This window comes from Streptomyces sp. NPDC048560 (assembly GCF_040650955.1).
Classification (GTDB): Bacteria; Actinomycetota; Actinomycetes; order Streptomycetales; family Streptomycetaceae; genus Streptomyces.
This window is the reverse complement of the sequence record NZ_JBEZIJ010000001.1, coordinates 419,806-444,386: the sequence shown is the minus strand read 5'-3', so window position 1 is coordinate 444,386 and position 24,581 is coordinate 419,806. Positions and strand designations below refer to the sequence as shown.

The following is a 24,581-nucleotide window of genomic DNA, read 5'->3' as shown; positions in this document are numbered from 1 at the left end:
CCGGCGGGCCGATGCCGCCCGCCGGGACCCCGCTCAGGCAAGCAGGCCCGAGCTCTTCCACAGCCTGCGTCCCACCCCGTTCAGCACGCCGATGTCGTCGAGGAAGTCCGTCAGGCGCCTGGCGCCCGACTGCATGACCTCGGCACGGTGGCCGCTCGCCCTGACCTGGGCGACGGCCTCCCGGCGGTCGAGGCCGACGTGGTCGTACACCTGCGGGTTGACGAAGCAGACGGAGAAGACGCGGGCCGCCTCCCCGCAGCTGAGCCGCGTGAGTTCCCGCTCCCAGCGGGGTGCGGTGACCATCTGGCGGCGCAGCTCCTCGCGGGCGTACCGGACGTGCCGTGCCTCCTCCACCACGTGGATGCGGGTCACGCCGCGTACGAGGGTCTGTACGCGCTCGTCCGGGAAGGTCAGCCGCTGCATCCAGTCCAGGATCTCCTCGCCGAGCAGTGTCGCGGCGAACGATCCGGGCGTGGTGGAGACGGTCTTCAGGACCCGTGCCAGGTTGTGATAGATGCGCGGTACGGGGTAGTTGGGTGCGCCGCCCCAGGTGATCATGCGGCCGAACATCAGCGAGTGCCGGCACTCGTCCGCGATCTCGGTGAGCGCGTAACGGACGTGGTTGCTGGTCACCGGCTTGTCGTAGATGTGCCGGACGAGCAGCTGGATCAGGATGATCTCGAACCAGATGCCGAGCGAGGCGAGGGACGCCGCCTCGTGCCTGGCCAGCTCCATCCGCTGTTCCTCCGACATCTTCCGCCAGAGCGGGGTGTCGTAGAGGGAGATCAGCTCGGGCGGCCAGAACCACTTGCCGTCCTCGACGGGGGAGACCCAGTCGAGCTCGGTGTCCGGGTCGAAGGAGTGCTTGGCCGAGGATTCGAGAAGACGCGCGGCGGTCTGTTCGCGGTCCCGCAAGGGCCCGAGTGCGTCACGGAGCAGCTGGACGTCGCGTTCGGTCGCTGTCGACATGGCTGAGGGCACCTCACACATGGGTTACCTGCGGTCACTTCTTATGAGACTGCTTGTCAGCAAGCCCGTCAATCCCTTCCGCACGACTTGTTGACCCGGTGTCTACCACCGTGTGAACCTGCCAACTGGCGCCGGTTGCTGGGAAGTCGGCGACGCGACCCGTACAAGGCGAAGGAGCCGTCCGTGTCGACACACGATCTCTACACCACCAGGCCCGACGAGCCGGTCTGGCAGGTGCCGGCCTCCGGGGCGGCCCGCTTCAGCTGGGACTACGACGACGGCCGGGAGCGTCTGCTCGCCCTCTACCAGAAGGGCAAGGACAAGCAGTGGGACGGCAACAAGCGCATCGACTGGAGCCTGGAGGTCGACCCCGCGGACCCGCTCGGAACCCCTGACGAGGCCCTCACGCTGTACGGCACCCCGCACTGGGCGAAGATGACCGAGCGCGACCGCGGCGAGCTGCGCAAGCACTACACCTCCTGGCAGTTCAGCCAGTTCCTGCACGGTGAACAGGGCGCGATGGTCTGTGCGGCGCGCATCGTGGAGTCGGTGCCCGACCTGGACGCGAAGTTCTACTCCGCGACCCAGACGATGGACGAGGCCCGGCACGCGGAGATCTACGCGAGGTTCCTGCACGAGAAGGTCGGGATGCTCTACCCGATCAACGACAACCTCCAGGGGCTGCTGGGCGACACCCTGCGCGACTCCCGCTGGGACATGCCCTACCTCGGTATGCAGGTCCTGATCGAGGGTCTGGCCCTCGCGGCCTTCGGCATGATCCGCGACACCACGACCGAACCGCTGCCCAAGCAGATCCTGGCGTACGTCATGCAGGACGAGGCCCGGCACGTGGCCTTCGGCCGGATGGCGCTGCGCGACTACTACAAGCAGCTGAGCGACGCGGAACGGCGTGAGCGCGAGGAGTTCGTCATCGAGGGCTGCTACCTCATGCGCGACCGGCTCAGCGGGGTGGAGGTGCTGGAGAACTTCGGCATCGGCACGCGGGAGGCCAAGGAGCTCTCCGAGCACTCGGAGTACCTCCAGCTCTTCCGCAAGCTCCTCTTCAGCCGGATCGTCCCGTGTGTCAAGGACATCGGCCTGTGGGGCGAGCGCCTCCAGAAGGCGTACGTCGACATGGGCGTCTTCGAGCTCGGCGACTCCAGCCTGGACCTGCTGATGGCCCAGGACGAGGAGATCGCCGAGCAACTGGACCGCGAGCGCTTCGAGGCCGAGGAGCAGGCCCGGGTGACGGAGGTCGCGGACGCGATCACGCAGGGGAGCGCGGACTGACGGCCCCGTAATCGATGGACGCGCCCGGCCGCGGGCCGGGAGGATGCCCGCATGACGCCTCCCTCAGCAGCCGGCCCCACGGCGGCGGTCGCCGCCGCCCACCGCAGCCTCGAAGGGCTGGCTCTCGGCGACGCGTTCGGCGAGCGCTGGTTCCCGCTCTTCCGTGACCCCCAGCAGGCGTTCGACGAGATCCGTGCCCGGCGTACCCCGGGCGAGCCCGTCTGGAACTGGACCGACGACACCGCCCTCGCCCTGGCGCTGAACCGTGTCCTGGACGAGTGCGGTCACGTCGAGCAGGACCGGCTCGCCCTGTTCTTCGCCCTCGCCTTCGACGCGGACCAGGCACGCGGTTACGGCCACGGGATGCACCTGCTGCTGCCCCAGCTGCTGACGGCGCCGGCCGACTGGCGGACCCTGGCGCCCGGGCTGTTCGAGGGCGGCAGTCTCGGCAACGGCGCCGCCATGCGGGTCGCGCCGCTCGGCGCCCGCTTCCACGACGACCTGGGCCGTGCCGCGGAACAGGCCGCCCTCTCCGCGGAGGTCACCCACGCGCACCCCGTCGGCATCGCGGGCGCGGTCGCCGTCGCGGTCGCTGCGGCGCTCTCGGTGCGCGGTGAACTCACCCTCGCGGCCGTCGCGGAGCGTACGCCGGAAGGGCCCGTACGCGACGGGCTGCGCCGCGCCGTGGACGTGCCGTTCACCACGGAACCGTGGAAGGCCGCCGATCTGCTCGGCAACGGACAGCGCATCCGCGCCGACGACACGGTCCCCTTCGCCCTGTGGACCGCCGCCCGCCACCCGGACGATCTGGAGGCCGCGCTCTGGGCGACGGCGGAAGGGCTCGGGGACGTCGACACGACGTGCGCCATCACCGGCGGGGTCGTGGGTGCGGCCACCGGTACCGGTGGGGTGCCCGACGCGTGGATGCGGCGCCGGGAGCCGCTCGGGCGTTCCGGTTCTCTCTCGACCTGATACCGAAACGGCCTTTGTCGAAATTACGTTCGCAACTGTCACGTACGGTGAGCGCATGACCATGCCGCCTCAGCCGCCGCAGGGCCCCTACGGGCCTCCCCAGCCGCAGTCCCCGCCTCCGCAGAACCCGTACGGGCAGCAGCCGTTCGGCCAGCCGCAGCAGCCTTACGGCTACCCGCAGCAGCAGCAGCAGCAGCCGCAGCAGCCGCAGCAGCCCTACGGGCAGCAGGGTGCGTGGGGGCAGCCCGGTATACCCGGGCAGCCCGGGATGCAGCCGGGAATGCAGCCCGGGCCGGGCGGCTGGCCGCCTCAGCCGCCGCCGCGCAAGAAGCGCACGGGGCTGATCGTCGGCATCGTCGTCGGTTCGCTGGTGGTCGCCGGGGGCATCGCCTTCGGCGTCGCCCAGCTCGTCGGCAAGGGGGCCGACGCGGCGTTCCCGAAGGCCGAGTACAAGCTCGTGGTGGCCGAGAAGGTCCTCGACGAGGAGTTCACCCTCGCCCAGGACATGTCCGAGACCGAGGGCAAGGAGATCGAGGACACCCCCGACGCCAGCATCCGGGACGGCAAGGCCGTCGTGGCGCAGTACACCGAGGGCACCAACGCCCTCGTGCTCTCCGGCATGTACGGGCGGCTCGCCACCCCCGGCTTCATGCGCGGCAAGATCATGGAGGGGGCGGCGACGGCGGACGGCTCGAAGCTCGTCGTGCCCGCCAAGGAGTTCAAGCCCGAGGGCTACGACATCACGGTGGAGTGCCAGGTCGTCGCGTCGAAGGAAAGCGGCATGACCGTCAACATCCCCATGTGCGCCTGGGGCGACTCCAACACGGCAGCCATGATCGCCGTGGTCCGGGCCGAGGACGTGGTGAAGGACGCCCAGTCCATCGACCTGGACAAGGTCGCCGCGGAGACGGCGAAGGTCCGCTCCGAGATCCGCAAGCCGCTCGGCTGATCAGCCGGTCGCGACCGCACCGACCGCACCGGCCGCACCGGCCGCACCGGCCGCGCCGGTGGCGGCGGGTGCCGGGAAGCGGGTCCGCAGGGTGAACGCCCGCTCGGTGGGCCCGTGTTCGCGCAGGTGGAGCAGGCGCTCCTCGGCATCGCCCACCGAGGGGCGGCTGCCCGCCGGGACCCACCACAGGGCGGTCATCGACTCCTCCACCTTCGCGAACCACTCGCGGCGCCGGGCCATCAGCTCCCGGTGCCGCCCCGCGTACATGACCGTGGTCAGGGCGTCCACGTCCCGCCACACGGACATGTTCAGGACCAGCCAGACGTCCCCGAAGATCACCACGTCCGTGGCGTTGCCGGAGTCGGCCTGCAGCCGCCAGACGAACCCGTCGGCGGCGTCCGCGACCGCGTTCACCGGGTCGAGGCCGTCCACGAAGTCCTTGAGCTCCGGGGAATCCAGCGGGAACCTCAGCCGGGATATGTTCACCTGGGCCAGCTCGGAGCCCGCTCTCCCGGCGTTCAGCGCGTCGGCGCCCTGTGCGTCTGTGGTGTCCATGGCGGCACAGTAGGCAACGCCTCCTCCACGACGCGGGCCATTCCGAGCAGCGAGACGTCCGCCCCGCGCCCCGCCACCAGTTGAAGCCCGACGGGGCAGCCGTCCGAGGTGAAGCCGGCGGGCACACTCGCCGCCGGATGCCCGCTCAGGTTGAACCCCCAGGTCGACGCCGTCGAGTAGACCTCGCCAGGACCTTCGTGCCCATGGGGGCGGTTGGGGGTGACCGGCGTGAGCAGCAGCGGTGTACGGGCGAAGAAGGCGTCCAGCCTGCGGTCGTTCTCCGCGCGGACCGCGGCGGCGGCCGTGGACGGGGCGCCGCCGCGCACCTCCTGCCACGCCTGTCCCGGATCGAGCAGCTCGCAGCCGCCGGTGGTGAGCCGCACGACCCCGGAGGCGGCCAGCCGCTCCACGGCGCGCCGTACGACCGCCGCCACCTCCGGGTCCACCTGTACGTACCCGAGGTCCTCGCTGTGGACCGCTGGCACCGGCAGGCGGGCCTCGAACGGCTCGTACCCGTCCAGGACATGACGCAGATACGTCTCGGCCACCGCGGCCGAGCGGGCCAGCACCCCGGGCGCCGCGAGCCCGGAACGGTCGGGGGAGGGGAGCAGGCCGTTCGTCGTCTTCAGCCCGAACACGCCGCACCACGCCGCCGGGATGCGTACGGAGCCCGCCCCGTCGCTGCCCGTCGCCAGCTCCACCAGGCCCGCGGCGACGGCCACGGCGGATCCCGCCGACGAGCCGCCCGGGGTGCGGTCCGGACGCCAGGGGTTGACGGTAGGGCCGTGTGCCCCCTGCCCCCAGGTCTGCCAGACCGTGCCGGGACCGGGCACGGACGTCGCGCCGACCGGGACCCCGCCCGCCGCGATCAGCCGGCGGGCGGCGTACGACCGGATGCCGGACCGTCCCTTCACGGCGAACGGCATTCCGGCCAGCGGGAGGGCGCGGGCCGCCGGCTCGCGTGCGAGCGCCTCCCGCGGCCACACCTCGACGAACGCGCCGAGTCCGGGATCGAGCCGGGCGATCCGGTCCAGCGACCGTGCCACCGCCGATGCGTGCGTCATGCCGCCAGTGTTCCGTGCGTCCGCTCAGCCGTCGAGCGCCGCGCGCATCACGGCCCGCGCGATGGGTGCGGCGCTGCCGCCGCCGCTGATGTCGGCACGGTCCGCGGTGGCGTCCTCCACGACGACGGCGACCGCCACGGCCGGCCGGCCCGAGTTCCTCTCCTGCGCCCAGGAGATGAACCAGGCATACGGCGTACCGGAGTTGTCGATGCCGTGCTGGGCGGTGCCGGTCTTGCCGCCGACGGTCACCCCGTCGATCGCGGCGTTCGTCCCGGTACCGTTCTCCACGACGTCGACCATCATCCGTTGCAGCCGCATCGCCGTCGTGGGGTTCATCGCCTGGTGGTACGAGCGTGACCCCTGCTGCTGGACCGGGTCGCCGTCGTGAGTGGTCGTGCGGTCCACCAGATGCGGATACCGGAGGTCGCCCCCGTTCGCCACGGCCGAGGCGACCATCGCCATCTGGAGCGGGGTCGCCGTGGTGTCGAACTGCCCGATGGACGACTGGGCGAGCTGGTCGTCGCTCATCTCCGTGTCGAAGTTGCTCCTGGCCACCCCGGAGGGGATCTTCAGCCCCGTGTCGTTGAAGCCGAACTTCTCGGCCGCCTCCACCATCCCGTCGAGGCCCACCTCCACCCCCAGATGGGCCATCACGGTGTTGCAGGACACCCGGATCGCCTCGGAGAGCGATGCCTTGCCGCAGCCGCTCGCCTCGTTGGGCAGGACGGTGGAGGTGCCGGGCAGGACGTAGGGCGAGGGAGTGTCGGTCGGCTCGTCCGGGTCGTCCACGACACCGGAGTCGAGCGCCGCGGCCGCCGTCACGATCTTGAAGGTGGAGCCAGGCGGATAGGTCTGGCGGATGGCCCGGTTGAGCATCGGCTGGCTCTTGGAGGTGGTGAGCCGGGCCCAGGCGTCCGTGACCGCGGAGCCGGTACCGGAGAGCCGCTCGGGATCGTACGAGGGGGTCGAGACCAGGGCCAGGATCTTGCCGGTGGAGGGTTCGAGGGCGGCCACCGCGCCCCGCCGCCCGCCGAGTCCGTCGTACGCGGCGCGCTGCATCGAATCCCTGATGGTGGTGACGACGTTCCCGCCGGGCTGCCGGCTGCGGGTGATGTCGTTCCACAGGGGCAGCGGGGCGAGCAGCGGGTCGGTGCCGGACAGGATGTCGTCCTCGGCGTTCTCGATGAGGGTGGTGCCGTACGTCTGTGAGGCGTACCCCGTCACCGGCGCGTAGAGCGGGCCGTGCTTGTAGGTGCGTTCGTACGCCAGTTGCTCGCCGGTGTCCTTGGAGCCGGTGACGGACTCGTCGCCGACGAGGATGTTCCCGCGCGGCTGGTCGTAACGGTCGATCGTGGTCCGGCGGTTGGCGGAGTTGCTGTCCAGCTCGTCGGCCTCGAAGAGCTGGATGCGGGCGGCGTTCACGAGCAGGGCCACGAGCAGCAGGAGGCAGAAGGCCGCGGCCCGGCGGATGTAGCGGATCACGACTCGTCCTCCAGGACCGGTGCGATCACTCCCGTCTCCGCCTGACCGGGGTGCGGGGTGCGGGCCACGTCGCTGACCCGGATGAGCAGAGCGACGATGATCCAGTTGGTGACGACGGACGAACCGCCCTGCGCGAGGAAGGGCATCGCCATGCCTGTCAGCGGGATCAGCCCCATCACGCCGCCCGCGATCACGAAGACCTGGAGGGCGAGGATCGAGGCGAGACCGATCGAGAGCAGCCGTCCGAACGGGTCGCGCAGCGCGAGGCCGGCCCGGTAACCGCGGGCCACCAGCAGCGCGTACAGCAGGAACACGGCGGTCAGCCCGGACAGGCCCAGTTCCTCGCCCGCCGTCGCCAGGATGAAGTCGGACTTGGCGGCGAAGCCGATGAGGATCGAGTGGCCGAGGCCGAGGCCGGTCCCGAGCATCCCGCCCGCGGCGAACGCGAACAGCGACTGGGCCAGCTGGCCCGGCCCCTGCCCCGCGTCGATGGACGCGAACGGATCGAGCCAGTCCTCCACCCGGCTGTGCACATGGGGTTCGAACGAGCCGACGACGAAGGCGCCGACGGCGGCGAGGACCATGCCGACGGCGATCCAGCCGGTCCGGCCGGTCGCCACGTACAGCATGATCACGAAGAGCCCGAAGAAGAGCAGCGAGGTGCCCAGGTCGCGTTCGAGGACCAGCACGCCGACGCTCAGCAGCCAGATCGCCACGATCGGCCCCAGCACCCGCCCGGTGGGCAGCTGGAGCTTCCACAGCTTGCGGCCGGTGTAGGCGAGGGCGTTGCGGTTGGCGGCCAGGTACGCGGCGAAGAAGACCGCGAGGAGGATCTTGGCGAACTCGCCGGGCTGGAAGGAGAAGCCGCCGACCCTGATCCAGATCTTTGCGCCGTTCACCGCTGGGAAGAAGATCGGCACGATCATCAGCACCAGGGCCGCGGCGACCGACAGGTACGCGTACCGCTGGAGCACCCGGTGATCGCGCAGGAGGACGACGACGGCGATGAAGAGCGCGACGCCGAGTGTGGACCAGATCAGCTGCGTGGGGGCGGCCTGGTCCCTGGGGGTCTCCAGGTCGAGCCGGTAGATCAGCACGAGGCCGAGGCCGTTGAGCAGGACGGCGATCGGGAGCAGCAGCGGATCGGCGTACGGGGCGCGGAATCGGACCGCGAGATGGGCGACGAGCGCGAGCAGCCCGAGCCCGGCGCCGTAGCCGGCGACATCGGGCGGTACGGCGCCGTTCCTGGCGAGTCCGACGGCGACGTATCCGTAGACGGAGATGAGGACGGCCCCGACGAGGAGGCAGAGCTCCACCCCGCGCCGCTTGGGCAGGCGTAGCTCGGGCGGGGGAGCGTCCGCCCTCGTTGCGGTCATGCCACGCAACGTAGCAAGAGGTGGGACTTATTTCCCTTATGTCCTAGCGCGCCTGTCCCGGGGGACGAATCGGGGCAGACGCGCTGTGACGTGCCGGGCGGTCAGCACCAGCGGGGGGCCGTACCGATGTTCGCGATGTAGCGGGCCGAGCCCCAGGCCCAGGTGCCGTCGGTGAGGAGATACCAGCGGTTGTTGCCGTCGACGTTGTCGCCGGTGGTCTTGCAGAAGATGTGGACCACCGTGTTGTACGGGACCTGGCCGATGATCCGGCTGCTCCGGGTGGGGCGGTCGCGCAGCAGCAGCCCGGCCCTGGAGGTGACACGTCCGAGGTAGTCGCCCTGGTCGGCGGCCGCGCCCTGTCCGGCGGCCGGGGCCGTCGCCTCCGCCTTCGGTGCGGGCGGCGGTACGCCGGGACCGGCGGCGAGTGCCGGGGCCGCGGTCGAGAGGGCAGCGAGGGTGCCGGCGGCGACGCAGAGGGCTATGCGGCGGAATCCCGGGCGGGGCTGAGCGGACATGCTGCCTCCAAGACGAAGGAACGGGCGGTGCGGGCCGTGGGGGGTGCCCGCGGCTCGTGCGCATCACGCTAGTTCGCCACGTGACGTCCGCAACCGGTCACTCTCTGCGGTGGGGGCTCCTGCGGGGCTGCCGGGCGCCCGGGACCGTTCACGGGACCGCCCCGGGCCGCCGGTACGTCGCCGGGCGGCACGTACTCCGGGAGGGTGAGCCGCGCCCGCGCGCCGCCCTGCCGGGCTCGCGGCCACGGCGTCGGGCCGGCGCGCACCCCCGCCCGCGACCCTGATGCGGGGAACGCGGTTACGGGGTAGCGGGGGCGGGTGGTGGGTGGATCAGCGCTGGTAGGGGTTCTGGCCCTGGCCGGGAGGCGCGTACCCCGGCTGCTGCTGCCCCTGGCCGAACGGGTTACCGTCCTGGTCCGACGCGTGCTGCGCGAGCAGCTGCTCGGCCTCCTCCTTCGGGATCTTCCGCTCGCCGCCGCAGAACGTGCACTGCGTCGTGAACTTCGTGGAGAAGGGGAAGAGCGGCACGAAGAACAGAGTGAACTTCGTGACCCGCTTACGCAGCGTGTGAGCGGCGGGATTCCCGCACCAGCCACACACCATCGTCAGGATGGCCAGCTGGTACAGATACCCCTTCGTACCGAAGATGATCATGGTGTGGTTCCCTTCCCCGTGTTCCCGTGCAACGTCCGCCGGCACAGTGCCAGCAGTTGTTCGTCCTCATACGTGTCATGACTGCCGTACCCGCCGTCCATCGCGTTGTGACGGCGTACGGAGGCGAGCTCGGCGCTCAGCGCGCGTGTTGCCTCCGACCCTGCACCAGCAGCCCCCATCCGCGCCAGGCATTCCGCGACCCGGACCCTGACGTGACGGTTCTGCTCCCACGCCGCAAGGAGTACGGGCACCACGTCACCGGCCCGCGCCGTGACCTCCCAGAGGGCGATCGCGGCGTCCACCCGCAGCCACAGTTCCTCGTGGCGCAGCAGCGCCCGCAGCTTCGGCGCGGCAGGCGCGGCACGCTCGCCCAGTCTGCCCAGCGCGCTCGCGGCCGCCCGCCGGTCGTTCACCTGCGCCGCCCACAGGCCCTCGACGAGGACCGGCAGGACGGTATCGGCGTCCCCGTCGACCGCCCACAGGGCCTCGGCCGCCTCCGTCGCCACCGCGGTGCCGGGCCGGCGCAGCAGCGCACGCAGATCCGGGACCGCGCAGTGCGCCGCGGGCCCGAACGAGCCGAGCGCACGCAGCGCCGCCGTACGCAGCCACTCGCCGCGGTACTCCGGCGCGCCCCGCAGCATCCGCAGCACCTCCGGCGCCGCCTCACCGGCCCGGAGCGCGGTCAGCCCTCCGAGCAGCGGACTCGCCCTGTCGTACGCGCTCTCGTCGAGCCGGACCTCGGCGAGCCTGCGGCGCAGCGTCCCGGCGAGCGGGGCCGCCGCCGGGCCGAGGTACTTGATGGCGGAACCCACGTCGTGCGGCAGCTCGGGCCGCTCCAGCGCGGCGGCCAGTGCGGGCACCACCCGGGCGTCACCCAGCCGGGCCAGCGCCTTGATCGTGGGGCTGAGCCCCGGCGGACCGCTCGCCCACTCCTTCACCCAGGCACCCGGATCCGCCGCCATCCGCTCGGCCAGCGCGTCCGCGGCCGGGGCCGCCAGCCCGAACAGCTCCCCGAGGACGTGCGACGCGGCATCGGCCAGCCGTGGCTCCGGGTCGGCGAGCTGGGTGCCGACCAGGGCGACCAGCTCCTCGTACGAGCCGCGCCAGGCCCTGATCAGCCCGCTGCTCATCCGCACGGCGTCCGTGCGCTGCCACCGGTCCGGGCTGCGCAGCTGGTCGGTCAGCAGCGCCGTGCGTTCCGCGACCCGGTCGTCCAGGCCGACGTGCAGTGTCCGCAGCAGATCGGCCGACCAGGGCGCGCTGCGCCCCGCCGACTCCTCGGCCGACAGCGCCCGCAACTGCCCGACCATCGTCGGTATGCCGCCGACCGCCGCCGGGTCGGCGCCCGGCGGAGGACCCGTCTCGGCGGGCTGCTCGGGCGTGGGCGGTACGGACCGCAGCTCCCGCATCAGCGCCGCGACGACCACCACGACATCGGGAGGCAGCGAGTCCGGGGAGCAGCGTGCGAGCTGGGCGAGGGCCGCGAGCCGCAGCCGTGGCCCGTACTCCCGCGACGACAGCCGGCTCAGCCACTCGGCGGCCCGCCCGGCGAGCGGGCGGTGGCGCAGGGCGACCCGTCCGGCCGCCTCGACGAGGGCCATGCGCACGGCGTCGTCCGGCTCCACCGGCAGCCGCTCCCTCAGCAGGGCGAGCACCCGCACCGGGTGGCTGTGCAGGGTGGCGAGCGCCAGCGGCGCGGCGAGCCGTACGGCGGGGTCCTCGTCGGCGATCAGCTCGAAGAAGACCCCGGCGCCCGCCGTGACGGCCGCCGCCGCCATCGCGTAGTTGGCGGCGCCCTCGATCTCCTCCTCGTCGATCTCGTCCTCGTCGTCCTCGTCGAGATCGATGCCGCCGATGCTGGTCAGCAGCTCGACGATGCACCCCCGGTCCTGTATCCCCGGGTCCACCACCAGCTCGAAGAGGAAGGGGATGCAGGCCAGGGTGCACCCGTACACGTCGCCCTGGTGGTGGACGGCCCCGTACATGCCGTCGAGGGCGCTCTCGCGCTCGGCAGGGTCGGCGGACGCCAGGCCGCGCAGCAGCTCCGGCACGTCGTCGGCCGGCCCGTAGGCATGTTCCATCGAAGCCCACTCGACCTCGTCGATCCCCGCGAACACGCCATCCCCTCCCCGCGAACGCCCCTGTACCCGACGGTGGACGCCGCGGTCTCAAGCAGCGCCCTGGGCAGAGTGTGCACCACGCCCCCGACAATCCACCCGCGACTTGTGGCCTTTCCTGACACACTCACAGGGACGTAATCAGGGCGTTTCAGAGGTCTGGGCCCAAAGGCCCATGACGGCCGCCGGCCAGGAAATCACCGTGCGTCCGGGGCTGTGAACCCACAGTGGCTCCGTGCCTTCCGTCCACCGTGCGGCGGACTAGCCGGTGTCCGGCAGCGGCCGGGCCCGCTCCGGGTCGAGGAGCGGGCCGAGCAGGTCCCCGTGGCGTTCCAGCCGGGCGGCCATGTCGCCCGCCAGGAAGACCAGTTCGCCGGGCGCCCCGCAGTCCTCGATCTCGTCCCAGGTGACGGGCGCGGACACGGTCGGTTCGGCCCGGGCCCGCAGGGTGTAGGGGGTGGCGGTCGTCTTGGCCGCGGCGTTCTGGCTGAAGTCGACGAACACCTTTCCCGGGCGCAGAGCCCGGGTCATACGGTGCACGACCAGCTCGGGCAGGGTGTTCTGCGCCTCCACGGCCAGCCCCCTGGCGTACGCCGACACCTGCTCCGATGGGGTCGGCTCCAGCGGGACGAGGAGGTGCAGCCCCTTGGAACCGGACGTCTTGCCGTAGGCGGTCAGCCCGTCCGCCGCGAGCCGTGCCCGCAGCCAGAGCCCGACCGCGCAGCACTCCACGACGCTCGCGGGCGCCCCGGGGTCCAGGTCGAACACCAGCCGGTCGGCGATCCGGGGAGCCTCGGCCCGCCACTGCGGGGTGTGGAATTCGACCACCAGGTTGGCCGCCCACACCAGGGACGCCAGGTCCTGTACGACGACTTGGCGTGAACTCTGCGCCTCATGGCGCTCGACCTCGGCCGTCCGCACCCATTCGGGCGTCCCGGGGGGCGGATTCTTGGTGAAGAAGCGCTGCCCGTCCGGACCGTCGGGATAGCGCAGGAAGGACACGGGCCGGTCGTCCAGGTGCGTGAGCAACGGCTCCGCGACCGTGGCCGCGTAGTAGTGGAGCACCTCGCCCTTGGTGGTCCCGGTGGCCGGATACAGCACCTTGTCGAGATTGCTGAGCGTCAGCCGTCGCCCCTCCACCTCCGTGATCGGCGTCATTCAATAAGAATCACACGAAACAGACCCAAGCGATCGATATAGGCATGAATGGCGTGAACCATGAGGCTCATCGGGGAAGGATCGTGAGTCATGGCTGTCGCGCACCGATCCGGGGCATGTCGGGGCCGCACGGAGCCGATCGGGTGAGCGTGCCGGTGTGCGACAGGTGTGTGCGGGGTGGTTTCAGGCGGAGGCCCGCTTGGTGGCCTTCTTGGCCGCTGTCTTCTTCGCGGCGCCCTTGCCCGTTCTCTTCGTGGCGGCGGTGGTCTTCTTGCCGCCGGATCCCTTCGGTGACGCGGCGGTCTTCTTGGCCCCGGAGCCCGTCGATTTCCTGGCCGGCGCCGACTTCTTCGCCGCGGCCTTCTTCGCGGTCTTGCGGGCAGGCATGTTCCGGACCTCGGCCTCTGTCTCCTCGCCCGCGTCCTCCCCGCGCGACTCCTTGGCCGCGCGGACGCTGTTCTCCAGGGCGGCCATGAGGTCGATGACCTTGCCGCCGGCCGGAGCGGCTTCCGCCTCGCGCGGAGGCTCGACGCCCTGAAGCCTGGCTTCGATCACCTGCTGGAGCGCTTCCTGGTACTCGTCATGGAGCGCTGACAGGTCGAAGTCCTCGGAGAGCATGTCCATGAGGGACCTGGCCATCTGCAGCTCCTGGGGCCGGATCGTCACGTCCTCCTCCGGCGTGACGCCGGCGGCGGAACGGACCTCGTCGGGCCAGAGACACGTCTGCAGCACCAGCGTGTCCTCGTGCACCCGGAGCACGGCCAGTGACTCTCTCGACCGGATGGCGATCTTCGTGACGGCGATCTGTCCGGCCTCGGTCAGAGCCTGCTTGAGCAGGGCATAGGGCTTGGCGGCCGCGCGATCGGAGGTGCCGACGTAGTAGGCCTTGGAGAACATCAGCGGGTCGATGGTCTCGGCGTCGACGAACGCCAGCACGTCGATGAGCTTCTTGCTGGGGAGGGGGAGGTCGGCGAGGTCTTCGTCGGACAGCGTGATCATGCTGCCGTCCGGGGCCTCGTAGCCCTTGGTGATCTCCTGGTAGGGGATCTCGACGTCCTCGGCCTCGCACACGCGCCGCAGCCGGACCCTGGAGCTGTCCTTCTCGTGCACCTGGCGAAGCGGGATGTCGTGCTCCTCCGTCGCCGTGAAGAGCTGGACCGGGATCGTGACCAGCCCGAACGAAATGGCCCCTTTCCAGGTGGCTCTCATACCGGCGCTCCTTCCCTGTGGACCCTCAGGCTAAGCCGAGGCCGGACGCCGCGACACTCGGCGGCACCGCGAGGCTGTCCGGCCGGTCGGGCGAGGCGACGGCGCGGTCCCCGGGCGGTGGAGCCCGGTGGCCGGACGGGTGGTCTCAGCGCCAGTCGTCGATCACGTAGGCGTCGGGATGGCTGTAACCGGTTTCGTTGGGGCGGTGCATCGTGACGCCCTGCAACCCGGTGCGGAAACCACGGGCGATCATGCGCCCGTACGCATCCGGGCGGCCCAGGTTCATCCCGGCGTCCAGCTGACTCAGCCCGCGCTCGGCCGCCAGCTGCTCACATGCGTCGAGCAGTCGCTCGAAGCGGTCGGCGGCCTCCGGGCCGGGGCGTACGGTGCCGAACTTGACGAAGCACACGTCCTCGCCGGCCTCCGATCCTGCTCCGCAGTGGCAGACGGCCAGGCCGTCGAGTTCGGAGCCGCCGCCCTGGAGCAGGATGGTGTCCCCGAGTCCCTGCGCGTGCACGGCGACGATCTCGCGTTCCAGGTCCAGACCCTCGTACACGGCCCCGGTCAGTGCGCGACAGGCACTGAGGCCGGCGGGCTGCTCGGCGGCGGGCAGCTCGCTGTACATCACCCGGCCGGGGACCGGGGAACCGCCCGTGACCTGCTTCCTCATGATGGCCGTGAGGAAGCGGGGCCAGAAGCCGTACGTGCGGTAGAGCTCAAGGTGCTTGGGACTGTGCGAGAAGGTGAACAGGCCCAGGTGGCGGTTCCCCCAGGTGTCGAAGCAGTCCATGACCGGATCCATCAGCCGCTTGCCGACGCCCTGGTCCCACAGGTCCGGACGCACGGTCAACGGTCCGAAGTACCCGACGCTGCCCCAGTTGGCGGCGAAGTTCGATCCGGCCAGTTCACCCTCGACCGTCGCCGCGAAGGCCGCCTGCGGATCGGCCGCCCAGCGTGTGCGGACGTAATCGGAGGTCTCGAAGAACGTCTTCGGCTCGGGGAGCCCGAGGAACGTCCCGAAGGCGACCCGGAAGATCTCATCGGCCTGATCCAGGTCGGCCTCGGCCATCGGGCGGACCGACACCCGGCCCGCGACGGTCTTCCGCTCCGCTCCCCGTGACGTCATCGCTCTCTCCTTCTCGGACCCCCGTTTCATCACAACACGAGCGGCACCGCATGGCGATGCGAAGGATCCGCCGACAGCAGAGGCCGGTGACCAGGCCTGACTGCCCGCGCGGTGACGCCCACGGGACCGGCGGTACCGCGCGGCTGATCCCGCGGGACCGCACACAGGCCGTCGGTCCCGCGAAATTCGCATGACAAACCATCACGCCTCGTGCAGCATCGGCCGGTCGCCTTGCCCGTCCACTCCAGGGGTGCACCACGTCCATCGACCATGAGCTCGCCCCGGCCTGGCTGCCGTGGGCGGCCGCCGATCCGCACCGGAACGCCTTCGCCTGGGACGATGCCGAGGAAGCGCGGGTCATGGCGCTGATCGCGGCGATCGTGCCCCCCGGCGATGCCGACCAGATTGCGAAGATTCGCTTCGTCGACAGCGTCACCTCCTTGCTGGCGGCCCGCTACGGCCGGTGGGTCTGTGGATGGAGATGGCACGGCGACGGCGGCGTCGTCACCAGTTGGTGCTGTGCATACCATTCGGTCGGTGAACCTGAAGCGACGGCCGCCGGAGTCGTCGCATCGCTGCTGGAATGGCGTGACTGGCTCGAGGACCTGGCGGAGCGGTTCGAGTGGCTCGCGCCGCCGGCCGACGCGGACGCCGAGGACTACAGCTGGCACGTGGAGCGGGCGGCGGCCCGGCTGGTCACCTTGGTCGTGGACGACACGGGAGCCTCGGGCGGCTGGTACGGGCTCTGCCACACGGTGCTCGGGTGGTTTCTCTCGTTCGTGGGGCTGGAGCACGACGAGGCGAAGCGGCTCGTCGACGCCACGATCGGCGGACGGTTCGAAAGCTGGGTCGAGCCGAAGCCGGCGTTGATCGGCACGGTGGGGGAGGAGCTGGCAGCCCGGGCGACCGGCCTGCGGCCGCATCGTGACCACTGAGACCGCTGACGCGCTTGCCGCCTGGTGCGCAGTCAGGTCCCAGGTCGACTGGGAATCCACCGGCTTCCGGACCGCGACGCGCATGACGCCGGCCGTCGACGGGCTCGCGGCCTGGTTCGACGGCCCGGTCCGGCGCCGGGACCCGGACCGCGCCGACCGGCTGCTCGCCGCATGGGCACTGGTCCGCACGGATGCCGGACAGAACGAACCGCTCACCCCTGCCCTGCTCGCAGGCTGGCAGCGGCTCGTCCTCGGGGTGCCCGCGGTCTCCCTCCGGCATGGCGACGCCTTCGCCAAGGGCGGCCGGGAGCGCTATGGGCTGACGTCGGGCACATGGCGGGATTTCGGTGACTTCATGCATCAGAGCGCCGACGGGGCGACCCCTCTGGCCGCCCGCGCCGCGAGGGCGTATCTGGACGTCGCCTTCTTCCACCCCTACCCGGATGGCAACGCCCGCTTGGCGCTCCTGACCCTGGCCTTCGTCCTGGAAAGGGAAGGAGTCCGGCTGGATCAGGTGGGCCCGCTGCAGATCACCCGGTACGCGGACGACCCTGCCGGCGCCGCGGACTTCGCGGGCCTGGTCGCCGCCCTGATTCGCGCGACCCACCGCAGGGCGGCCGCGACCACAGGCTGAGAAGCGTCGGCCGTCTCTCAGCCAGTGAGCACGTCCACGTGTGCCGGGCCGAGCACCTTCATGACTCCGTCCGCGCTCCCGGGCAGCCCGCCTACGCCGGATCGGTCGCGTCCGGGATGGAGGGCAGATCGAGCCCCGGATACGAGTCGAGTTCGGTCGTCACATACGTGCAGCTCGTATACGTGTAACCGGGCTGGACCTTCGACCCGGACGCGTAACTGTCCACGTCCGCCGCCGCTCCGGTGCCGTGCTTGTACAGGAAGTGGTAGTCACCCGCCGGGAGTCGCAGGGTGGCCTTCGGGTACTTCTTGCCCCCGGACCGGCAGGCGAGGTCCGGTCCTTCTGACGCGCTGTACCGCTTGCAACTGCCGCACCCCTTCAGCTCCACGCTGCCGGACACGGGGCCGGTGTAGAGGATCTCGACGGCGGTCGGCGCGTCGTTGCTGATGACCAGCTCCATCCGGGAGCCACCCGGCTTCTTCCGGGGCGGCAGTCGCTTGCCGGCCGACGGGCGCTCCTCGGCTATCTCCGCGGCGATGGAGATGTCCCGGGCGTGCTGTCTGCGCCCGTCCTTCCTGTACGTGTCGGCGAAGCCGGTGAGCGTCTCGCGCGCCTCGGTGAACTTCTTGTCCTTGAACTCGTCCACCCCGCAGGCGTAGACACCGTCCTGGACGCCACGGTCCGCCTTCACGCTCAGCGCGGACACCGTCCTGTCGGGCATCGCCGCCACGGTGGCGCCGATACGCCGCAGCACCTCGGTCGCCGCGCACGGCTCACCGCCGCGCACCGCCTCGACCTGTTCGTCCATCTTCCCGGTGACAGCCGCTCCGACCTGCTTGGCCGGTGCGGAGTCGGGCAGCGTACGCAGCAGCTCGCCCAGGTCGCCGCCGTCCGAGGCGTCGCTCACGTCGCTCCCGTCACCGATCGTGGACACCCCGCACCCGTACAGCGACTCGGCGAGAGGCTCGTCGGGCCACCCGGCCAGCGACCCGAGGAGCTTGGCGTCGACCGAGTCGGGCACGGTCCGCAGATAGGTCAGCGGCTCCACGGCCGCACAGTGGTCCTTGGCCTCGTACGGGGCCGACACCGCCTCGTAGTACGCCTTCAGCCGCGACGGCACGAGCTTCCCGGCCCGCGACCCGGCATGGTCCTCACCGAGCTCGCGGTAGATGTCGAGCGCGGAGCGGTACTCCGCCTTGCCGCCGGCGAACGACTGCTTCGCCGCGGCTGCGACGGCCCGGTCCCCCTTCTCCAGCCGGTCGAGCAGCATCTGCTCGACGGCCTCGTCCCGCTCGGAGGCGTACACCGCGACCCCGCCCGCCGGTACCCCCAGCAGCAGCAGGCCCAGGACGGCCGCCACCAGCGGCCGCCACGAACCCCCCACGGCCGTACGGCGCGCGGTCCACGCCCCGTCGGCGGCGGCGAGCACGAGCACGAGCAGATAACTGATGACGATCCCCGCCGGCACCCCGTCGGGCTCCGCCGGGAGCACGGCCAGCAGCAGCCCGCCCGTCGCCACCCAGCACAGAGCCGCTCTGGGCCAGCGCCGCATCAGGACATAACCGAGCCCGAGGCCGGTCAGATTGAGCAACGCGACCGCCGCGGACCGCAGCGCCGCCCCCGGAGGCGGCGGCCCGACCGCAGGCGGCCCGGCCGGAGGCGGTGGCGATCCGTCCGGCACCCGCCAGGGCCCCGGTTCCGGCCCGAACTGCTGATGATCCCCCGCTGTCATACGGTCCCCCCGACCGTCGAACCCGCCCAAGTCCCCCCGTAGCTGCCCGCTTTCCTCACGGTTCATGCCCCGAATCGGCACAATGTGCGGTCCGGGTGCGTGTCCGCGCGCGCAAGAGAACAGGCTGACCGATGGAAGACCGCACACCACAGCCGACGTGGCGTTTCTCCCTGCCCTGGGGCGACCTCGACGTCTTCGCCGACGGCCGGGTACCGGAGTCCCTGCGCTCGACGGCCGCCGTTCTCGCCCGTCTGGAAGAACGCTTCCGTCCGGCCCTGCTCCGCTTCCACCGTCGGCCGGAAGGTGGCGCCTACGCGGCGGTCTGGCCGCCGGACCGGCCGGCCCCGGCACGCGTCGCGACAGGCGTGGCCCGGCCGGACCCGCGCGAGCTGGAAGGCGTCGTCCTCGCGGAGGTCCGGTCCCTGACCTGCCACGTCTGCGCGGCACGCTTCCAGGCCGTCTACCCGGACACGGGTCTTCCGCTCTTCGGCGGGCAGCTGTCGGCGCACCGGCTGGTCCGCGGCTGCCCCGCCTGCGGCGGCGGCTTCGCCACGTCCCGCATCCAGGCACTCGCGCTGTCGCCGGGGGAACTCAGCCCAGATCGCCGATGAACGCCCGCCAGGCGTCGCGCCCGAACCCGATGACGGGCCCGGCGGGACGCGTGCTGTCGCGGACGGGGACGAGGTGGGGGAGGTCGCGGGCGACCTCGACGCACTCGCCCTGTCCGCCGCTGTAGCTACTCACGCGCCACTGGGCTCCAGCGAGGTCAGGGAGGGGGCGGCGGTCCTGGGTCATGGTTTGCGCTCCTTGGCGATGCGTCGGATCAGGCCGAGTGATTCCGTCGGTGGCAACGCCGAGGTGCGAGCATCGTCGAAGAGATCGCGGTAACGAGCAACTTCGGACTCCCGTTCCATCCAGGTGTTGCCGGTCGGAGTCTCAGTCAGTACGAGATCGAGCGCTGACACCCGCGGAAAGCTCAGCAGCAGGTAGGGACCGAACATACCCGGGTGCGCCCCGCGTGAGAACGGCAGCACCTGGACGGTGATGTTGGGCAACTCGGCCATGTTGGCCAGGTGTTCCAGCTGGCGGTCCATGACGGCGTTCTCGCCGACCTGTTGGTGGAGGACGCCCTCTGCAAGTACGGCCCAGAGCTCCAGCGGGTCATCGCCGGAGAGGCGTTCCTGGCGCGCGAGTCGCACCTGCACGAACTGGTCGATCTCCTCTGCGGTCCGCCACGCACGGGAGGCGACGGTGACGGCTCTCACGTACTCCGGTGTCTGGAGCAGGCCCGGGATCAGCTGCACCTGGAAGGTCTTGATACCGGCGCAGATCGTTTCCATCTCGATGTAGTCGCGATACGCATCACCGAGTACGGACCCGTACTGGTGCCACCATCCCTCGCGCCGACGGCGGTTGGCCGTGCGAGCGAGGGATGTCAGACGGTCGCGAGCCTCCTGATCTGTCACGTCGTAGGCATGTATGAGTGCGACCAGATCTGGTGTTCGGACTGGGACATGACCGTTCTCGATCCGGCTGATCTTGCCTTTTGTGCAGTCGAGTACCTCGGCCGCCTCAGCGGTGGACAGGCCCGCGCCTTCACGGAATCGGCGCAGCTCATCGCCGAGTTGGCGCCCCAGAACGGTTGATGGCTTTACGGATGGCATACGTCACTCCCTATCAGCACCGGGCAGCTTCCGTGCCCAGGATGCACGAACGGGTGAATTGCGCATCAGGAACCCATTCAACGTTGCGCCAGTACGAAGTGCGCGGGCAGTCTGAGGCTGTTCCATCCGCGCCAATCCGGCGCCCCTCACGACCACTTGCTGTGACGTCGCCGATCCATGGGAGCCTGAATGACAGAGCACTCCGACCTTCGCGAAGCCGGCTTCCGGCTGGTGCGCAGCCCGAGCAGCGTTCCCGAGGCGCGAGCGATACTGCGGGCCAAGCTCGGAGAGTGGCGGGCAGGCCACGGCGCCCTGGCGGACGCCGAGTTGGTGCTCAGCGAGCTCGTGACCAACGCCCTGCGGGTCCCCGTCCCCGGTGACCGGCAGGTCGGCGTGCGCATCGCGTGCTGGGAGAACGGGGCCCGCCTGCGCCTGGAGGTCAGTGACGCCGGGCCGGGGCGGCCGCAGGTGCGCAGGCCCCGGGAGACGGATGCCGCCGGACGGGGGCTGTTGCTGGTCGCCGCCCTGGCCCATCGCTGGGGTGTGGAGGAGCGTCCCGCCGGGATCGGGAAGACCGTCTGGGCGGAACTGTGGGCCGCCGGCTCCGCACTCCCGGAACCGGAGATCGCGGCCAGGGCCGTCCTTCCCGGTCAGTGCGTACGCGCCTGGGGCGCCTGGCACACGGTGCGGGCCGTCCGGAGGGAGCGGTACGCGTCGGGAGGGCTCGGCGTCGTCATCACCCTGGACGACGGTGGTCCGGCTCTGCGCCTGCACGCGGCGGAACCGGTGACGGTACGGACCGCAGGGGCGGTGGCCGCGTCATGAGGAGGCTTTGGGAGAGGTTCCGCCGGCGTGCCGCACGCAGTGCCGCGCCGCCGCGTTTCACCGGCACCCTGATGCAGCTGATCGAGAGGCGTCTCGTCGTGGTCGGCCGGGCAGGTGAGCCGGTGTTCGAGGTGTGCCCGGCGCCGCCCGCGCGGCGGAAGGTGCAGCGTGTCGGCCGTGGCTCCCTCCGGGGGCGTGTCCGTCTGGCCGCGTCGTTCGACGAGCCGCCCGCCACCGTCCTCGAAGCGTTCGGAGTGCGCTGATGCGACTTCTCCTCGACACCCGGGTGGTCGTGTGGTGGCTGGACGACTCGCCGGAACTGTCCCCGGAGGTCAGGGCGCTGCTGGACACCGAGCCCGGTGTGTACGTCAGTGCCGTGTCGCCGTGGGAGATCACCGTCAAGCAGTACCTCGGCACGGCCGAGGGTCCGGGGGATCTGGCCGAACAGGTACGTGACGTCCCGTTCGCGAGCCTGCCGGTCACCGCCGCGCACGGAGTGCGGGCCGGACGGCTGCCGATGCTGCACACGGACCCCTTCGACCGGATGCTGATCGCGCAGGCGCAGGCCGAGGGGATGGCGCTGGTCACCCGCAGCCCGCACATATCGCGGTACGACGTGGGGGTCATGGCGGTCTGATCCGCGTCGCCACCGGACGTGCCGAGGGTTCGGCGGCGGTGTTCGGCGCGGCGACGCGTGGGCCGTGCTCGTACGGGTTGTCGGAGGCGGGCGGTAGCGTCGGCGACGACGGTTTCCCACGGTGGGCAAGGTGGTTGGGTGTGCTCTACATCGCGCTTCTGCGTGGCCTGAATGTTCCGGGCCGATCGGTGAAGATGGAGTATCTGCGTGAGCTCTTCACCGGGATGGGCTTCGAGTCCGTCCGCAGCTACATCCAGAGTGGGAACGTCTTCTTCGAATCCGAGGAGGAGGACCGGGACGTACTCGGCGAAGTCATTCGTACGGCGCTGCGGGAGGCCCTCGGTTACGAGGTGGCCGTCTGCCTGCGTACGGTGCCGGAGCTTGAGGCCCTTCTCGCGCGCGATCCTTTCAAGGACGTCACCGTCACCGATGACATGCGCAGCTGCGTCGTGTTCACGACCGAGCGCATCGATCCGGCGCTCGAACTGCCTCTGATGTCTCCCAAGAAGGACATCGAGATCATCGCGACCGCGCCCTACGAGGCGTTCGTGGTCTGGTACCTGATCAAGGGCAGGGCGCCGAACGCCAAGGGCTTCCAGGAGCGGGTGCTCGGGCACGACGCGACGACGCGCTTCTTCCACACGGTGGGCAAGATCCTCGCGGCGGCGAAGAAGGGCTGAGGCCTGACTCAGGCGGCCGGTGGCCTCCCGCCCACGAACGCGGCGAGGCGGTCCATGCCGGGAGCGCACGAGCGGCGCAGCTCCTCGGTCTGTTCGAGGGAGAGCGCTGCGGCGGCACCGGTCCGGCCCGCGTCCACGCGGCCGGCCACCCGGACGGCCCAGGCGGCCGGTTCCGGGATGCCGGTGAAGCGGCCGAAGCGGGTCAGTTCCGGGACCGGGTCGGCCACGATCCGGTCGTAGGAGATGTGCAGCAGCCGGTGCTCCGGGAGGCCGGCCAGGTGCTTGACCGCGCCGGTGCTGTACGACCACATCGTCCCGAACCGCTCCAGCGGAAGGTCGGCGCCCGCGAGCGCGGAAGCGTCCAGGGTGTCCGGCGCGAACACGCGCAGCTCCTCGGGAAGACGATCCGGATGCCCCGGGTCGTGGACCGCGTACGGGTCCACTCCCAGGATCTTGCGCATCTCCCTGATCTTCACCGCCAGCCGGAAGATGGGGTGCCGGCTCATGGACACCGCGCAGTCCGGGCCGTGGCGGTACATGTGGACGAAGCGCGCCTCGGGGAAGTACGTGAGCAGATCGGGAAGGAAGCGCTGCGCGGCACCCGAGCGCTCGATCACGACCTCCCGGCCGAGGAACGAGGCCCACCAGACGAAGAGCCGCAGGTACTGCCGGGGGAGCGGGGCCACCGGCCAGCCGGTCACCTCGTCCCGGATGCTGTCGAGCATGGCGTCCGGGTCGTCCGTGAGCGGGGGCAGCGTCATGACCGAGAGCGCGGGAACGCTTCCCGCGGCGTAGCGGCCGGAGCCGAGCGGGTAGCGGTATTCGGGGACCGTGACACCTTTGCGCATCAGCGTGTTGGGCTTCAGCCGCGGAGTGCTGAGCAGGTGCCAGAAAGCCGGGCCGTCGAGCTCGCCGGCCGAAAATCCCCACGGATCCAGGCACGCGAAGAACTCGCTGAGGCTGAGCACCTCGCGGTGTTCGTTCACGAGATCCGAAAGCATGGTGGAACCGCAGCGGCCGGTGCCCAGGACGATGGTGAGTGGCGCCATCTGCTCGCTCCTTCCGGCGGCGGAGGCGGGATCCGCGCGCAGGGAGATCGTCATTCCCCTTTCTCTTCCCATTCTCTCCTCCGGCTCTATCGGAGAAACTCCGTTTAATTTAAAGGGGATTGACCGAGTATTGGGCGTTGACCGGAGCTTGCGGCCCTCCTTAGAATTCCCCGAGCTCCGACGGAAAAGAGTCCGATGGTGAATCAGGCGTCGCAGGCCAACGAGTCCATAGCGTGTTCCAAGGACGACGACGGAGTCCTCCTCGCGGAATTCTCGGGCGCGCACGAACAGAATCCCTTCAGCCGGGCCCGTATGCGGGAACTCACCGCGCTCATGCGGGACATCGATGCGGACGACAAGGTGCGGTGCGTCCTGCTGTACGGCGGTCCCGGGCGCTCGTTCGGTGTCGGCGGCGACTTCAACGAGGTCTCGATGTTCACCGGCGGCGACGAGGTGAGCGACTGGATCGACGACATCACCGATCTGTACGCGACGATCGCGGGGATCTCCAAGCCGGTCGTCGCGGCCATCGACGGCTATGCCATCGGGGTCGGCCTCCAGATCGCGCTGTGCTGCGACTACCGGGTGGGCAGCGAGAACGCCCGGCTCGTCATGCCGGAGTTCAAGGTGGGCATCGCCTGCAACTTCGGTGGCTTCATGCTGCGGTACACGGTGGGCACCACCGTCATGCAGCGGATGCTCTACACCTGTGAGGAGTGGCCCGCCGACCGGGCGCTGGCCGACGGGCTGCTCCACGAGGTGCAGCCCGTGGACAACACACTGGGCCGCGCCCTGGAACTGTCCCGCACCGTGGCGCGCTACACCCCCGAAGCGGTGCAGGGCACCCGGGGACGGGTCAACGCCCCGTTCGTGGAGGGGCTGGAGCGGCTCCGCGCCGAGGCCAAGGACTCTCACCGCAAGGCGTTCGCAGCGGGCGAGGCGCAGGTCAGGATGCGCCGGATCATCGGACAGGGCTGAGGCGGGGGCTG

Annotated in this window: 26 protein-coding genes; 11 read left to right on the top strand and 15 right to left on the bottom strand. The window is 70.8% G+C overall.

Annotation, left to right across the window (positions count from 1 at the left end):
* Window positions 1-33: 33 nt before the first annotated feature.
* Window positions 34-969 (bottom strand): diiron oxygenase, encoded by a 936-nt coding sequence (locus AB0C82_RS01890; protein ID WP_362835283.1) that lies wholly within the window; start codon window positions 967-969, stop codon window positions 34-36.
* Window positions 970-1,152: 183 nt separating this feature from the next.
* On the opposite strand from AB0C82_RS01890, the gene AB0C82_RS01885 reads away from it, so the two are divergent.
* The 3 genes from AB0C82_RS01885 to AB0C82_RS01875 are packed head-to-tail and all read left to right on the top strand — an operon-like array spanning window position 1,153 to window position 4,180.
* Window positions 1,153-2,259, top strand: coding sequence for a ferritin-like domain-containing protein (locus tag AB0C82_RS01885; RefSeq protein ID WP_362835281.1), 1,107 nt, complete (start codon window positions 1,153-1,155; stop codon window positions 2,257-2,259).
* Between the two features lie 51 nt (window positions 2,260-2,310).
* Complete coding sequence (locus AB0C82_RS01880) at window positions 2,311-3,231, top strand: ADP-ribosylglycohydrolase family protein (RefSeq protein WP_362835279.1); 921 nt, start codon at window positions 2,311-2,313, stop codon at window positions 3,229-3,231.
* Between the two features lie 55 nt (window positions 3,232-3,286).
* Window positions 3,287-4,180 carry a hypothetical protein gene (locus AB0C82_RS01875; RefSeq protein ID WP_362835277.1) on the top strand — a complete coding sequence of 298 codons (894 nt, stop codon included), beginning with the start codon at window positions 3,287-3,289 and terminating at the stop codon, window positions 4,178-4,180.
* Here the strand turns inward: AB0C82_RS01875 and AB0C82_RS01870 are convergent, their stop codons facing one another.
* The 10 genes from AB0C82_RS01870 to AB0C82_RS01825 all read right to left on the bottom strand — a co-directional run bounded on the left by AB0C82_RS01870 (window position 4,181) and on the right by AB0C82_RS01825 (window position 15,436).
* Window positions 4,181-4,735, bottom strand: coding sequence for a DUF3291 domain-containing protein (locus AB0C82_RS01870; protein WP_362835275.1), 555 nt, complete (start codon window positions 4,733-4,735; stop codon window positions 4,181-4,183).
* Window positions 4,699-5,799, bottom strand: a complete 1,101-nt coding sequence (locus AB0C82_RS01865) for an amidase (protein ID WP_362835273.1) — start codon at window positions 5,797-5,799, stop codon at window positions 4,699-4,701. The genes AB0C82_RS01870 and AB0C82_RS01865 overlap by 37 nt, the downstream gene beginning before the upstream one ends.
* A gap of 24 nt (window positions 5,800-5,823) precedes the next feature.
* The gene (locus AB0C82_RS01860) at window positions 5,824-7,281 is read right to left on the bottom strand and encodes a penicillin-binding protein 2 (RefSeq protein WP_362835271.1); all 1,458 of its coding nucleotides are present in this window, start codon (window positions 7,279-7,281) and stop codon (window positions 5,824-5,826) included.
* Window positions 7,278-8,657, bottom strand: coding sequence for an FtsW/RodA/SpoVE family cell cycle protein (locus AB0C82_RS01855; protein ID WP_362835269.1), 1,380 nt, complete (start codon window positions 8,655-8,657; stop codon window positions 7,278-7,280). Before AB0C82_RS01855 ends, AB0C82_RS01860 begins: the two co-directional genes overlap by 4 nt.
* Window positions 8,658-8,758: 101 nt before the next feature.
* Complete coding sequence (locus AB0C82_RS01850) at window positions 8,759-9,172, bottom strand: SH3 domain-containing protein (RefSeq protein ID WP_362835267.1); 414 nt, start codon at window positions 9,170-9,172, stop codon at window positions 8,759-8,761.
* A gap of 330 nt (window positions 9,173-9,502) precedes the next feature.
* Window positions 9,503-9,826 (bottom strand): zinc-ribbon domain-containing protein, encoded by a 324-nt coding sequence (locus AB0C82_RS01845; RefSeq protein ID WP_362835265.1) that lies wholly within the window; start codon window positions 9,824-9,826, stop codon window positions 9,503-9,505.
* Window positions 9,823-11,943 carry a HEAT repeat domain-containing protein gene (locus AB0C82_RS01840; RefSeq protein ID WP_362835263.1) on the bottom strand — a complete coding sequence of 707 codons (2,121 nt, stop codon included), beginning with the start codon at window positions 11,941-11,943 and terminating at the stop codon, window positions 9,823-9,825. The genes AB0C82_RS01845 and AB0C82_RS01840 overlap by 4 nt, the downstream gene beginning before the upstream one ends.
* 261 nt (window positions 11,944-12,204) lie before the next feature.
* Window positions 12,205-13,101: a non-homologous end-joining DNA ligase gene (ligD, locus tag AB0C82_RS01835; protein WP_362835261.1), complete on the bottom strand. Its 897-nt coding sequence runs from the start codon at window positions 13,099-13,101 to the stop codon at window positions 12,205-12,207.
* A gap of 183 nt (window positions 13,102-13,284) precedes the next feature.
* The gene (locus AB0C82_RS01830) at window positions 13,285-14,310 is read right to left on the bottom strand and encodes a Ku protein (RefSeq protein ID WP_362835259.1); all 1,026 of its coding nucleotides are present in this window, start codon (window positions 14,308-14,310) and stop codon (window positions 13,285-13,287) included.
* A 145-nt stretch (window positions 14,311-14,455) separates the two neighbouring features.
* On the bottom strand, window positions 14,456-15,436 hold the full coding sequence (locus AB0C82_RS01825) for a GNAT family N-acetyltransferase (protein ID WP_362835257.1): 981 nt from the start codon (window positions 15,434-15,436) through the stop codon (window positions 14,456-14,458).
* Between the two features lie 359 nt (window positions 15,437-15,795).
* Here AB0C82_RS01825 and AB0C82_RS01820 point away from each other — a divergent pair, with 359 nt between their 5' ends.
* Both AB0C82_RS01820 and AB0C82_RS01815 read left to right on the top strand, forming a co-directional pair.
* Entirely contained in the window at window positions 15,796-16,371 is a 576-nt protein-coding gene (locus AB0C82_RS01820; protein WP_362835255.1) for a hypothetical protein, read from the top strand.
* Window positions 16,361-17,005, top strand: coding sequence for a hypothetical protein (locus AB0C82_RS01815; RefSeq protein ID WP_362835253.1), 645 nt, complete (start codon window positions 16,361-16,363; stop codon window positions 17,003-17,005). The genes AB0C82_RS01820 and AB0C82_RS01815 overlap by 11 nt, the downstream gene beginning before the upstream one ends.
* A gap of 91 nt (window positions 17,006-17,096) precedes the next feature.
* Here the strand turns inward: AB0C82_RS01815 and AB0C82_RS01810 are convergent, their stop codons facing one another.
* Window positions 17,097-18,737: a hypothetical protein gene (locus tag AB0C82_RS01810; protein ID WP_362835251.1), complete on the bottom strand. Its 1,641-nt coding sequence runs from the start codon at window positions 18,735-18,737 to the stop codon at window positions 17,097-17,099.
* 131 nt (window positions 18,738-18,868) lie between these two features.
* On the opposite strand from AB0C82_RS01810, the gene AB0C82_RS01805 reads away from it, so the two are divergent.
* Window positions 18,869-19,348 carry a hypothetical protein gene (locus AB0C82_RS01805; RefSeq protein WP_362835249.1) on the top strand — a complete coding sequence of 160 codons (480 nt, stop codon included), beginning with the start codon at window positions 18,869-18,871 and terminating at the stop codon, window positions 19,346-19,348.
* On the opposite strand, the gene AB0C82_RS01800 is transcribed toward AB0C82_RS01805, so the two are convergent.
* Window positions 19,329-19,532 (bottom strand): DUF397 domain-containing protein, encoded by a 204-nt coding sequence (locus tag AB0C82_RS01800; protein ID WP_362835247.1) that lies wholly within the window; start codon window positions 19,530-19,532, stop codon window positions 19,329-19,331. The two genes, AB0C82_RS01805 and AB0C82_RS01800, sit on opposite strands and share 20 nt — an antisense overlap.
* Window positions 19,529-20,401 (bottom strand): helix-turn-helix transcriptional regulator, encoded by an 873-nt coding sequence (locus AB0C82_RS01795; RefSeq protein ID WP_362835245.1) that lies wholly within the window; start codon window positions 20,399-20,401, stop codon window positions 19,529-19,531. Before AB0C82_RS01795 ends, AB0C82_RS01800 begins: the two co-directional genes overlap by 4 nt.
* Before the next feature lie 189 nt (window positions 20,402-20,590).
* On the opposite strand from AB0C82_RS01795, the gene AB0C82_RS01790 reads away from it, so the two are divergent.
* The 4 genes from AB0C82_RS01790 (at window position 20,591) to AB0C82_RS01775 (ending at window position 22,543) form a co-directional block, all read left to right on the top strand.
* Window positions 20,591-21,226 (top strand): ATP-binding protein, encoded by a 636-nt coding sequence (locus tag AB0C82_RS01790; protein ID WP_362835243.1) that lies wholly within the window; start codon window positions 20,591-20,593, stop codon window positions 21,224-21,226.
* Complete coding sequence (locus AB0C82_RS01785) at window positions 21,223-21,489, top strand: prevent-host-death protein (protein ID WP_362835241.1); 267 nt, start codon at window positions 21,223-21,225, stop codon at window positions 21,487-21,489. The genes AB0C82_RS01790 and AB0C82_RS01785 overlap by 4 nt, the downstream gene beginning before the upstream one ends.
* Entirely contained in the window at window positions 21,489-21,863 is a 375-nt protein-coding gene (locus AB0C82_RS01780; protein ID WP_362835239.1) for a type II toxin-antitoxin system VapC family toxin, read from the top strand. Before AB0C82_RS01785 ends, AB0C82_RS01780 begins: the two co-directional genes overlap by 1 nt.
* A 140-nt stretch (window positions 21,864-22,003) precedes the next feature.
* Window positions 22,004-22,543 carry a DUF1697 domain-containing protein gene (locus tag AB0C82_RS01775; protein WP_362835237.1) on the top strand — a complete coding sequence of 180 codons (540 nt, stop codon included), beginning with the start codon at window positions 22,004-22,006 and terminating at the stop codon, window positions 22,541-22,543.
* Window positions 22,544-22,551: 8 nt separating this feature from the next.
* Here the strand turns inward: AB0C82_RS01775 and AB0C82_RS01770 are convergent, their stop codons facing one another.
* Complete coding sequence (locus AB0C82_RS01770) at window positions 22,552-23,646, bottom strand: hypothetical protein (RefSeq protein WP_362835235.1); 1,095 nt, start codon at window positions 23,644-23,646, stop codon at window positions 22,552-22,554.
* 141 nt (window positions 23,647-23,787) lie between these two features.
* Between AB0C82_RS01770 and AB0C82_RS01765 the strand changes: the two genes are divergently transcribed.
* Window positions 23,788-24,570 carry an enoyl-CoA hydratase/isomerase family protein gene (locus tag AB0C82_RS01765; RefSeq protein ID WP_362835233.1) on the top strand — a complete coding sequence of 261 codons (783 nt, stop codon included), beginning with the start codon at window positions 23,788-23,790 and terminating at the stop codon, window positions 24,568-24,570.
* Window positions 24,571-24,581: the final 11 nt, after the last annotated feature.